This is a genomic window from Apilactobacillus nanyangensis (genome assembly GCF_016861915.1).
GTDB classification, from domain to species: domain Bacteria; phylum Bacillota; class Bacilli; order Lactobacillales; family Lactobacillaceae; genus Apilactobacillus; species Apilactobacillus nanyangensis.
The window spans coordinates 37,064-49,541 of sequence record NZ_BOLX01000004.1; the positions used below are offsets into that span (position 1 = coordinate 37,064).

Genomic DNA, 12,478 nt, shown 5'->3' on the forward strand with positions numbered 1-12,478 from the left:
CCTAAATAAATTGATATGGATCAGTGTTTATAGAAGATTCTATCACATCTATTGGCCAATCATAATCTTTTGACCACTCTTTGAACATTTCTGCCAAATATGGCTTACAAATGCTTTCGATGTGGTGACCAGGATCAACGACTGACATATGGTCAGCTATCATATCATGCCCGACGTGGTAATAAACATCTCCTGTCACATAAACGTCTGCACCCTTATTCTTAGCAAGATTATAGAACTTACCACCATCTCCACCTAATACGGCAACTTTTTTGACAGGTTTATTTAACTCATGACTAATTAGTCTAAGACCGTCAACATTGAAATACTCCTTGCAATTACGAGCAAATTGTTCCACTGTTGTGGTTTCCTTTAGTTCACCAATTCGACCCATGAAATATTCAACGCCATTATATTCTCCTTGGCTTACTAGTCCTTCAACGTTTCTCAAATCCATTGCTTCAGCTAACCAATCATTCATACCGCCATCAGCATTATCCAAATTTGTATGTGCTGAATAGACAACGATGTTGTTCTTAATGATATCTGCGTACATCTTATTTTGTGGAACATCTAAATCCATGCTCTTAACGGGTCTAAACATCGCTGGGTGATGAGAAAAAATCATATCACAGTCGTTCTCAATGGCTTCTTCAACTACTTCCGGTCTAACATCTAAAGTTACTAAGACCTTATGAATTTCTTGATTAATCGATCCGATTTGCAAACCAATTGGGTCATGTTCAACCGCAATCTCCTTTGGTGCAAATTTTTCAAACTGGTTAATTAAGTCGAATGCTTTCATTTATAACACCTCTTTAATTTCCTCAATTTCCTTCTTCATTGAATTAATCTTATCAACTGGTTTATCATGCTTAGCCAAGCTCATTTGGTCAATTACCATTTCAATTCTTTCAATTTCGTTTTCCCACTTTTCAACAAAAACATCTGAATGTTGTTTTAGTAAAAATGGACCAAACTTAATTTCCTGTTCTGTGTATTTCAGTGGTTCGTCGGTCTTTTTCGCAACGATAATTTCATAGGTGTGACCGTCTTCTCTTAAAATGGTTTCATCACTAATTTCGTATTGGTTATTCATTAACCATGTTCTCAAGCGATCTTCACCAACGTTTGGTTGAAGAATCAATAATTCGTCGCCTGACAAGTGTGACTTCCCGTTTTCTAGAATATTCTTGATTAAAGTTCCGCCCATTCCGGCAATGGTAACACAATCAATCTTATCTTCTGGTTGTACTGATAATAGGCCGTCAGCTAGTCTAGTGTCGATTCGATTACTTAAACCTTCAGCTTTAATTTCTTGAATTGCGTTGTCTAGAGGTCCCTTAGCAACCTCACTAGCAATTCCAAATTCAATTTGTTTTTGTTTCATCAAATAAACTGGCAAGTATGCATGGTCTGATCCGATGTCTGCTACTCGACTATTTTGCGGAACAAAATCTGCAACTACTTTCAATCTTTGAGATAACTTATTTGCGTCCATAAAAACACCTTTTCTACTTTGTTATTATTTATATTATAACCGCTATAGAAAATAAAAAACAGATAGCAAATGCTATCTGTTTTAATATTATTCAAGGAAATCCTTTAATTGTTTACTTCTGGATGGGTGGCGTAACTTTCTCAAAGCCTTAGCTTCAATTTGTCTAATTCTTTCACGAGTAACACCAAAGACCTTACCAACTTCTTCAAGAGTTCTAGTACGACCATCATCTAGACCGAAACGTAATCTTAGAACGTTTTCTTCACGGTCAGTTAGAGTATCTAGGACACCTTCAAGTTGCTCCTTTAGTAATTCGTATGCAGCATGGTCAGCTGGACTAGTTGCATCTTGGTCTTCAATAAAGTCACCTAAGTGAGAGTCATCTTCTTCACCAATTGGTGTTTCTAGAGAAACAGGTTCTTGAGAAATCTTTAGAATGCTTCTAACCTTTTGAGTTGGCATATCCATTTCAGCACCAATTTCTTCAGGTGTAGGTTCACGACCTAAATCTTGAAGTAATTGTCTTTGAATACGGATTAATTTGTTGATTGTTTCAACCATGTGAACTGGAATTCTGATAGTTCTAGCTTGGTCAGCAATCGCACGTGTAATAGCTTGTCTAATCCACCAAGTAGCATAAGTTGAGAACTTGAAACCTTTTCTGTAATCAAACTTTTCTACGGCCTTCATTAGCCCCATGTTACCTTCTTGGATTAAGTCCAAGAACTGCATACCACGACCAACATAACGCTTAGCAATTGAAACAACCAAACGAAGGTTAGCTTCAGCTAATTCTTGTTTAGCTTCTTCGTCGCCTTCTTCAATACGAAGAGCCAAGTCAACTTCTTGGTCAGCTGTTAGAAGTGGAACACGTCCAATTTCTTTTAGGTACATTCTAACCGGGTCATTAATCTTAACACCAGTTGGAGCAGAACCAGAATTTTTCAATTCTGCTTGAGTAACCTTTTTAGCTGCTTCTAAGGCACGTGGATCTGGATCACCATTTTTATCAACAACACTGATACCAGCATCTTCGATTTTTTCTAGTAATTCGTACATTTCATTCTTAGTTAGCTTGAATGGCACAGCAATTGTGTCATTAACATCGTCATAGGTAACGTGTCCAACTTTCTTTTGCTTCTTAATTAAAGCATTGGTTGATTCTTTTAGTTCTTTTTTGTTTAACTTCTTTTCAGCCATTAAAGTGCCTCCTAAATTACGATCTGTCGTTCAACTGTTTTTGTCTTTGTAACTTGATGATTTCCATCGCTAGTTCCGTTTGTTTATCAACATCCCCTAGCTTCTTGGCATCATTCAATTCAGCCTGTTTGTTCTTAAGCTGAACATCGATCGGCGCCTCATTCATTATTATATTAACATAATCGTCAACCTCTTCTTTATTTGGCGCATCGCTTAAAGGTAACATTTCAATATTAATCAGCATGTTTTGCAACTTTTCTTCTTTGATGAAGTCTTGAAATTCAGCTGATTTGTACTCGTCATGTGTTGCCATGTACCCTTGTGCCAATGTGTATAGAAGTTGAAAATCATCATCCACAAATGAAAAACCATCTTTACTCATTAAATGTTGCCACATTTCACGTGACATCAAAATCCGATTAAATAAATATAATTCCGCCAATTCCACCTTGCTGTGTGATTTGACGTTATCAAATGGTTGGATGACTGGATGGCCTTGTTGTGGTTCATCCCTTGATTTCTGAATCGACTTGTTAACATTATTCTTTTGAATATAGGTATTCATTCGATTTGTCAAATCTAACTTGTTCAAGTTGAATTGATCAGATAGTTGATTAACATAAATGTCTCTTTCCAACGGATCAGAAATCTTAGCAACTTCTTGCAAGACATCGTTAATATAACTAATCTGGTCAGTTTCATTATCCAAGTTACGGTTTAACTTGAAGTATCGCATCTTAAACGAAAGTGGTGATTCATATGCGGAATGCATATAACTAGCAAATCTTTCCTCACCATATTGTTTACGATATTCATCGGGATCAATTCCCTCAGGCATTTGAATAACACCTAGAGATAGATCTGTATTGCCTAACAATGACAATGCTCGATTAATCGCATTTTGTCCCGGTGCATCACCATCATAACAAACACTAACGCTTGGTGTTAAACGTTTAATCGTAGCGATTTGTTCTGTGGTAAGACTAGTTCCCATTGAAGCAATTCCATTGGTTACACCTGATTGATAAGCAGATATAACATCCATGAATCCTTCAAACAAGATAACATTCTTTTGCTTTTGAATGGTTGTCTTGGCATCCGATAAGTTAAATAACACTTTTCGTTTGTTGAAGATGTCAGTTTCAGGACTATTTAAATATTTTGCCGTTGAGGCATTTTTATCCATCACACGTCCTGAGAAACCAATCAGATTACCAAACTCATTTTTAATTGGGAACATGATACGGTCAAAGAAACGATCACGAAGTTTACCATCATCAGTTTCAATAAATAGACCAGATTTTCTCATATCATCATATTGAACTTTCTTATTTTCCAAAAACTTATTTAAGATTTGTTCCTTAGGCGCAAATCCCAAACGGTAGAACTTGATGGTCTCATCAGTCAATCCACGTTCGTGCAAGTAATCTAATGCTGGTTGTCCCACTTCAGTATTCATCAAAATATGACTATACAATTCGGTGGCTTGCTCATGCATATCGATTAATTTTTTCTCAACCGGATTGATGTTTGATTTAGCTTTATTGGAATGCTTATATTGGTCTGGAATTTCAATTCCTTGCATATCAGCAACTCTCATTACCGCTTCCGGATATGAAAGATTTTCCAATTCCATCATAAACTTAAAGACATTTCCACCTCTTCCGCAACTGAAACAGTGAAAGATTTGTTTTTGTTCATTAACAGAAAATGATGCAGTGTTTTCGTTATGAAATGGACATATACCAAATAGATTACTACCAGATTTCTTCAATGAAACAAATTGACCAACAACATCGGCAATGTTGGTTTCATTTCTAATCTGATCAATTACTTCTTCAGGAATCATTGTCAGCATATCTCCTTTCACTGATAAAAGTCGCACCGATTTTTAGTGCGACTTTTGTTAAAAATACGAATAAATATTATACAGTATTTTATCAACCCATCATAGGTTTGTCTATCGATTCTATTTTACGATTAATTGGTTTAAGTCAGCAAACCAGTTAATCATGTTTGATAACTTAGTTAATTCACGTAAGTGATTGTTCTTAACGTTTTCATCTTTAGCCATAACCATTGTTTGGTCAAAGTAATCGTTAATTGAATCTTTCAAGTCGAATAACTTGTTGTATTCATCGTTTGCACTTAGTGAGAAGAAGTCACCAGAGATTGCTTCAACATTTGAATGAAGGTTCTTTTCAGAATCGTTTTCGAATAATGATTCATCAACATTTAAGTCGTCTGAAGCAAAATCTTGTTTTTCAGAAATTCTTAGAACACGAGTTAATGCTTCAACTGATTCCTTGAAGTTATCATCTTCCTTGTGTTCGTTTAGAATGTCGGCAACGTTGAAGATAAATTCGATATTATCATTGTTTGAGTTACCTGCAGCATCGATAATATCATGTCTAATCTTGTCAGCCTTTAATTGCTTAACAATTCTATCCTTGATAAATGAAACGATCTCGCTAATTTCCTTGTTTTGATCCAAGTCAGGAGCAACGTTAGCATCCTTTTCAGCGTTGATGAATGCTTCCATCATTTCAGTTAAGTTGAAGTTTAGTTCTTCGTTCTTAACAATCCTAACAATACCGTTAGCTTGTCTTCTCAATGCGTATGGGTCATTTGAACCACTTGGAATCATACCAGCAGCGAAGAAAGTTAGGATACTGTCAAACTTATCAGCTAGAGAAAGAACTGAACCGACCTTTGTCGCTGGTAGTTCACCTGTTGCTGAGATTGGCATGTAGTGTTCACGAATAGCAGTAGCAACAGCTTCGTTTTCACCCTTTAATAGAGCGTACTTTTCCCCCATGACACCTTGTAGTTCTGAGAATTCACCAACCATACCAGTTACTAAATCAAACTTGTAAATTTGAGCAGCACGTTTAACATCTTTTAGTTCTTGGTCGTTTAGTTTAGCATGTTGACCAATTACTTCTGCAATCTTTTCAACACGTTGCATCTTTTCAAACATAGTTGAAATCTTATCGTGGAAACTTACCTTCTTTAGCTTGTTTACGTAGAAGTCAATATTCTTAGCTTGATCTTCTTGATAGAAGAACATTGCATCTTCTAGACGTGCTGTAAGCACTTTTTCGTTACCAGCAATCACGTTTTCAATGTATTCGCTGTTACCGTTTCTAACTGAGATAAAGAATGGTAATATATTGCCATTTTGATCGTTAACGTAGAAGAATCTTTGATTATCCTTCATTGAAGTAATTAGAACTTCTGAAGGTAATTGTAGGTATTTTTCATCGAACTTACCAAAGAATGCAGTTGGCCATTCAACCAAGTTGTTAACTTCTTCAAGAAGACCTGGGTTAATGTTAATTACCCAGTTGTTTTCATCTTGGATTTCTTTGATTTGTTTAACGATTAAGTCTTTACGTTTTTGAGCATCAACAATAACAAATTGTTCTTTTAGCTTTTCTTCGTATTCGTCAGCTGAGTTGATAGTTGTGTCTTGACCTAAGAATCTGTGACCACGACTAACGTTTGAAGCAGTAACGTCTAGAATTTGAATTGGTAATACTTCATCATCTAATAGAGCTACCATCCATCTAATTGGACGAATGAAGTCTAAACGGTAAACGTTCCACTTCATTAGTGTTGGGAATGTCATGCTTGTAATAACATCCTTTAATCCCATTAGCACTTCTTTAACAGGCTTTCCGGCAATGTGTTTTTCAACGAAAACATATTCAGTACCATTAACTTCTTTAAAAGTAATATCGTCTGTACTTAACCCTTGTCCCTTAGTGAAACCAATGGCTGCTTTTGACCAGTTTCCTTCGTCATCTAAAGCAATTTTCTTAGCAGGACCTTTTACAGTTTCGTTTACGTCAGGTTGTTTGTCTGCTAAACCTTCAATTTGGATAGTTAAACGACGAGGAGTTGAGAATGGCTTAACAGCATCAAAATCGATTCTTTGATCTTTTAAGTAATCTTCAGTCTTCTTAACTAATTGTTTGATACTAGGAGTTACCACATGAGCTGGCATTTCTTCTAGTCCAATTTCAAGTAAAAATGTGTGAACCATTATTTTTCCTCCTTGTTTTCATTATCTTTTAGAAGAGATTGTCTTAATTTTTCATCTTTGATAAGTGGGAAACCACGTTTCTTTCTTTCAGCAATGAAGGCCTTAGCAATTTCTCTGGCCATTCTTCTGATTCTTGAAAGGTATCCGGCACGTTCAGTAACTGAAACGGCACCCCTAGCATCTAATAAGTTAAATGTGTGGCTACATTTTAGAACGTAGTCGTATGCAGGGTGAACTAAGCCGTTTGCGATTTGTTTTTTAGCTTCTGTTTCGAAGTCATCAAACATCTTTAGTAACATTTCTTGGTTACTTTCTTCGAAACTGTATTTTGAGTGTTCGTATTCAGGTTCCTTGAAGATATCACCGTACTTAACACCATCACTCCATTCTAGTTCAAAAACGTTGTTAACGTCTTGAACGTATGAAGCAAGTCTTTCTAGACCGTAAGTGATTTCTGAAGCAACAGGGTTCATTTCTTGACCACCAACGATTTGGAAGTAAGTAAATTGAGTAACTTCCATTCCGTCTAGCCAGATTTCCCAACCAACACCGGCACAACCCATTGATGGGTTTTCCCAGTTATCTTCAACGAAACGAATATCGTGTTCTTCTGGGTTAATGCCAAGTTCTTTTAAACTATCCAAGTATAGTTCTTGGATGTTTTCAGGAGATGGTTTCATGATTACTTGGAATTGGTGATGTTGGTATAAACGGTTAGGGTTTTCACCATATCTACCATCAGCAGGTCTTCTAGAAGGTTCAACGTATGCTGCGTTCCATGGTTCAGGTCCAATTGCACGTAAGAATGTGTATGGACTCATAGTTCCGGCACCCTTTTCAGTATCGTATGCTTGCATTAACATACAACCTTGTGATGACCAGTATTGTTGTAATTTTAAAATGATGTCTTGCATTGACAACTTTTCTGTCATGTTACTTCCTCCTAATAAACGAATGGCATAAAAAAAACCTATGCAAAAAGTATACTTAAATACAGTTTACATAGGGACGATTGTTCGCGGTTCCACCCTACTTCTGACTTTCGTCAGCAGCTTGATTTCTTTGGTTCAAAAAGTGCCAATCATTGAAAAATGCAAGTAGCTCACACTGTCCTACTATCGCTGGATATCATTTTATTCAATGACCCTCTTTTGTCATTACCATTCGTATTTATTTAACTTAATTATAGTTTACAATTGCTAAAAAATCAATTCTATAATCTTAGGTCATTCATTTGATCTAAGAAACTTTTACTCTTTAAATGAATCCCTACAGAATCCGAGTAAATCTTATCGAGTAACATTCTTAAATTTTGCTTTGTATTGTCATTTACGTTAACGTTACCCAATTTATTTAAATCAATAATTGAAAAACGACGTAAATAATAAATAGTCTTTTGATCTAAGTGCAAACGGTTAGCATCTAAATGAAAGTGATTTTGGCAAATCAATCCACCATAGGCTTCGGAATAGTCAAAGTTAAGATCAGTACGACCACAAATGGCGCATCCCCTTAGTTCAGGTTGAACCCCGAACTCACCTAGAAGTTGGATTTCACAGATGTTTGTAATCACCTCTGGGTCAACACCGTTATCGATCAATCGTAACGCTGCAAATAACTGATTGAACCAATGTGGAATTGGTGTTGAGTCAGGAAACGCAACGTCCACTAAAGACATAATGTAAGTAGCGTAGGCATTTAAGAAAATATCCTCGCTAATGTTTTCATAATGGTCAGTATCTAATCCACTATAAATATAAGATAAGTTTTCAGCATTTATCTTTCCAGAATACGTACCATAGGTAAAAGGCAAGATATTCGCCATCATCTTAAAGCCCCTTTTTCGAGCGCCTCGAATGAAAAACATCTTCTTGCCTGCCTCGGCCGTTAAAAACTTAACTAACATATCATTTTCTTTGAAGTTTTTTCGGTATAGTAAAATACCGTGAAAATTCATATATGTTTGTGAATCCATTTTTATTCACCGACCATTTTTAAAATTTTAGTAATTATCCTTCTTGTATCCTAATGACTTAAGAACGGATGATTCATTACGCCATCCGGGATGAACCTTAACCCAAAGCTTTAGATAAACCTTGCTACCTAATAGGTCTTCGATATCTTGTCTAGCAAGTGTTCCAATCTTCTTTAGCATTGATCCTTGCTTACCAATTAAGATTCCCTTTTGACCGGGACGATCTACTAAGATATCGGCTTGGATATCTACGTTTCCGTTTTCCTTGGTCTTCATGCTTAGAATATCAATTGCAATTGAGTAAGGAATTTCGTCTCTTGCTAGCATTAAGATTTTTTCTCTGATTAGTTCAGCAACAATAAAACGTTCTGGATGATCAGTTACTTCATCTTCTGGGTAGTATTGTGGACCAGCTGGTAATAATTGCTTCAAGTTGTCCATCAATTCATCAACGTTGTTACCTTGTAGTGCTGAGATTGGGAAAACTTCTTTCCAATCAAGCGCCTTCTTGTAAATATCCATGATACTTAGAAGCTTGTTTGGATTGATTTCATCAATCTTATTGATAATTAAGTAAACTGGTTTATCAATATCCTTTAAACGGTTAATGATAAAGTTATCTCCAGCACCTCTGGTTTCAGTGGCGCTTACCATGAATAAGACAGCATCAACTTCTTTTAATGCTGAGAACGCTGATTTTTCCATGAAATCATCTAATTTGTTATTTGGTTTATGAATTCCTGGGGTATCCAAGAAAACAATTTGTGATTCATCATCGGTGTATACACCTTGAATCTTGTTTCTAGTTGTTTGTGCTTTGTCACTCATAATCGCAATCTTTTGACCGATAATACGGTTCAAAAATGTTGATTTACCAACATTAGGTCTACCAACAATTGCTACAAATCCTGAATGAAAGTTTGGATCAAATTCCATAATAATTCCTCCGTGCTGTTAAAGTCCAAATATGATTGGAACATATACCAATAATCCGATGATTGCTGCAAAGATAGACGCAATGACCACACCAGCGGCAGCTACGTCTTTTGCCTTCTTAGCAATCTCATCATACTTATTACCAACAATTAAATTAACAATTGATTCACATAACGTATTTACAACTTCAGCGATTAAGACCATAAATATTGCTAATAAAATCCAAACCCATTGGCTCAAATCAATCTTAAGAACAAACGACATAATCACTACAACTAAAGATGCAATTAGATGAAATCTAAAGTTACGTTCTGTCTTGCATAATATCACTAAACCATCAAAAGCGTGCTTAAATGATTCAACGAAGCTACGATTTTTTCTGACTACTTTTTTATCTTTTAAGCCCATAGTCATCCATAATCTTTCTTTGCAATGGGAACATAACATCTTCATCTTCTTGCTTCATGTGATCATAACCGTTTAAATGTAGGAAGCCATGAACAACAAGGAATCCTAATTCACGTTCGTATGAGTGGTCTAAAAATTCTGCTTGTTCAGCAACCTTATCGATTGAAACAAAGATGTCACCAATGTTTTCTGGGATTTCTGCGGCCATTTCATCATCCATAATTAATGGAAAGTCGTCATCACCGTCTTCAATCGCAAAACTAATAACATCAGTTGCGCGGTCAACGCCACGATACTTACTGTTAATTTCCTTAATTTCGTCGTTATTAACGAATGTTACTGACATTTCAGTATTATCCTTAAGGTCTAATGCCTTGCTAGCAAATTGCAGTACATCTTCCACTAAATCGATGTGTTTTTGGTCTACACCGTCTTTTGTCTTATCGTAAATTTCTAAATCCATTCTGGTACTCCTGTTATAAAATTTCTAGTTTTGTTGATATTCTTCGTAGGCATCGATAATTCTAGCAACCACTGGATGTCTAACAACATCCTTAGAATCAAACTTAACAAAACGAATCTTTTCTACATTTTGTAAGATTGATTGAGCTTGAACTAGACCACTACTTGCATGTTTAGGCAAATCAATTTGAGATATATCACCGTTAACAATCATCTTCGAACCAAATCCAAGACGAGTTAGGAACATCTTCATTTGAGCAGTTGTGGTGTTTTGAGCTTCATCTAAAATAACGAAAGCAGAGTCCAACGTTCTACCACGCATATAAGCAAGTGGAGCGATTTCAATAACTCCTCTTTCCATCAATCTAGCGGTGTGTTCACGACCTAAAATGGAATGAAGAGCATCGTATATTGGTCTCAAATATGGATCAACTTTTTCTTTTAAATCACCAGGTAGAAAACCTAGGCTTTCACCGGCTTCAACGGCAGGTCTTGTCAAAATAATCTTTTCGACATCACCGTGTTTTAATGCTGCAATTGCCATAACCACAGCTAAGTATGTTTTACCAGTACCGGCAGGTCCAATTCCAAAAGTAATATCATTACGTTTTACAGATTGAACGTATTGGCGTTGGCCAAAGTTCTTAACACGGACTGGTTTTCCCTTAAAGTCTTTGATTAATATTTGATTGTATAGCTCTTTAAAATAACTTAATGTATCATTTTTGGCCATATTCATAGCAGATACAAAATCACTGCTATTCAATGTAACACCATTTTGAATTAAGTCCATTAAGTTCTTAAAAATTGAAATAACTTTATTAACATTATCTTCGCTTCCAGATACCTTCACATTGGTTCCAAAAGCATTAATTGATACTTCCATACCCTCTTCAAGAATTGTAACGTATTTATTTTGTGCCCCTAATAACTTAGGTTCAAAATCTAAATTATGAATAATAAATTCTTTGGTTACTTCAGTTTGTTCTGTCAATATAGCGACCCCTTTTTTATTGATAATCAAATATTAGCACAGATTTTGACTTTAAAAAAGTTATTAATATGTACTAACAAAGCATGATTGTAATGTATTACAACCATACTTTATAAATAATTAGCTTAAGTGAGCTTTTACAGATTGGTTAACTTCGTTTCCGTCAGCTTTACCCTTAACCTTTGGCATGATAGCACCCATTACTTTACCAAAATCAGACATTGCTGAAGCGCCAACTTCGCTGATAGTTTCTTCAACTACCTTGTCAATTTCTTCTTTTGACATTTGTTTTGGAGCATACTTGCTTAGCACAGCTAATTGTTCTTCTTGTTCGGCAACTAAATCATCTCTACCACCATCTTTGAATTCAGCAATAGATTCCTTAACTTGCTTAACTTCACGACTGATAACAGTTAATTCTTCGTCATCACTTAAATCATGACCCAAAGCAACTTTTTCGTTAGTTAGGGCTGATTTTAGAGAACGAATAACGTTCAAAGCAGTTTTGTTGTGTTCCTTCATTGCATTTTTAAGATCTTCATTAAGATTTGTAGCGATACTCATTATAGTTTCCCTCTTTCAAAATATTCAGCTTAGTTTTAGCAAAAAAAACGTCCCTGAAATAACAGGAACGTTTTTAGTAATTAAAAGCGACGGCTTTTTTTCTTGTTGTTGCGCTTTCTTGCTGCTTCAGATTTTAATTTACGTTTAACACTTGGTTTTTCGTAGAATTCTCGTTTACGGTATTCACGTAAAGTACCGTTCTTGGAAACTGTACGTTTGAAACGACGAAGAGCATCATCAAGAGATTCGTTTTTACGAACGACTGTTTTTGACATATGAAAATTCCCTCCCTCCGAGCTCGAAATACAACAGTTACTTTTTTTGTTTATTAAAACTGTTCTTAATAATTATACAAAACAATATTTATAACGTCAATATTACATTTCAATT

The 12,478-nt window shown here is 35.6% G+C and carries 13 protein-coding genes; all 13 read right to left on the reverse strand.

Features of this window, described 5'->3' with window-relative positions; all coding sequences use genetic code 11:
- Position 1: 1 nt before the first annotated feature.
- The 13 genes from JUD45_RS01710 to rpsU all read right to left on the reverse strand — a co-directional run bounded on the left by JUD45_RS01710 (position 2) and on the right by rpsU (position 12,363).
- Entirely contained in the window at positions 2-805 is an 804-nt protein-coding gene (locus JUD45_RS01710) for a Nif3-like dinuclear metal center hexameric protein (RefSeq protein WP_187155349.1), read from the reverse strand.
- Positions 806-1,501, reverse strand: a complete 696-nt coding sequence (locus tag JUD45_RS01715) for a tRNA (adenine(22)-N(1))-methyltransferase (protein ID WP_138727132.1) — start codon at positions 1,499-1,501, stop codon at positions 806-808.
- 87 nt (positions 1,502-1,588) lie between these two features.
- Positions 1,589-2,701 carry an RNA polymerase sigma factor RpoD gene (gene rpoD, locus JUD45_RS01720; protein WP_138727131.1) on the reverse strand — a complete coding sequence of 371 codons (1,113 nt, stop codon included), beginning with the start codon at positions 2,699-2,701 and terminating at the stop codon, positions 1,589-1,591.
- 16 nt (positions 2,702-2,717) lie between these two features.
- Positions 2,718-4,559, reverse strand: coding sequence for a DNA primase (gene dnaG, locus JUD45_RS01725; protein WP_225424302.1), 1,842 nt, complete (start codon positions 4,557-4,559; stop codon positions 2,718-2,720).
- A 111-nt stretch (positions 4,560-4,670) separates the two neighbouring features.
- Positions 4,671-6,749: a glycine--tRNA ligase subunit beta gene (gene glyS, locus JUD45_RS01730; protein WP_203619535.1), complete on the reverse strand. Its 2,079-nt coding sequence runs from the start codon at positions 6,747-6,749 to the stop codon at positions 4,671-4,673.
- Positions 6,749-7,681, reverse strand: a complete 933-nt coding sequence (glyQ, locus tag JUD45_RS01735) for a glycine--tRNA ligase subunit alpha (protein WP_203619536.1) — start codon at positions 7,679-7,681, stop codon at positions 6,749-6,751. Before glyQ ends, glyS begins: the two co-directional genes overlap by 1 nt.
- Before the next feature lie 281 nt (positions 7,682-7,962).
- Positions 7,963-8,724 carry a DNA repair protein RecO gene (gene recO / locus JUD45_RS01740; protein WP_203619537.1) on the reverse strand — a complete coding sequence of 254 codons (762 nt, stop codon included), beginning with the start codon at positions 8,722-8,724 and terminating at the stop codon, positions 7,963-7,965.
- A gap of 27 nt (positions 8,725-8,751) precedes the next feature.
- Complete coding sequence (gene era, locus JUD45_RS01745; protein ID WP_371416538.1) at positions 8,752-9,663, reverse strand: GTPase Era; 912 nt, start codon at positions 9,661-9,663, stop codon at positions 8,752-8,754.
- A 15-nt stretch (positions 9,664-9,678) separates the two neighbouring features.
- Positions 9,679-10,074: a diacylglycerol kinase family protein gene (locus JUD45_RS01750; RefSeq protein WP_138727128.1), complete on the reverse strand. Its 396-nt coding sequence runs from the start codon at positions 10,072-10,074 to the stop codon at positions 9,679-9,681.
- Positions 10,052-10,531, reverse strand: coding sequence for an rRNA maturation RNase YbeY (gene ybeY / locus JUD45_RS01755; protein WP_053791815.1), 480 nt, complete (start codon positions 10,529-10,531; stop codon positions 10,052-10,054). The genes JUD45_RS01750 and ybeY overlap by 23 nt, the downstream gene beginning before the upstream one ends.
- Positions 10,532-10,555: 24 nt before the next feature.
- Positions 10,556-11,524, reverse strand: a complete 969-nt coding sequence (locus JUD45_RS01760; RefSeq protein ID WP_034530763.1) for a PhoH family protein — start codon at positions 11,522-11,524, stop codon at positions 10,556-10,558.
- A 120-nt stretch (positions 11,525-11,644) separates the two neighbouring features.
- Positions 11,645-12,088, reverse strand: a complete 444-nt coding sequence (locus JUD45_RS01765) for a GatB/YqeY domain-containing protein (protein WP_054483492.1) — start codon at positions 12,086-12,088, stop codon at positions 11,645-11,647.
- A gap of 80 nt (positions 12,089-12,168) precedes the next feature.
- Entirely contained in the window at positions 12,169-12,363 is a 195-nt protein-coding gene (gene rpsU, locus JUD45_RS01770; RefSeq protein WP_034530758.1) for a 30S ribosomal protein S21, read from the reverse strand.
- Positions 12,364-12,478: the final 115 nt, after the last annotated feature.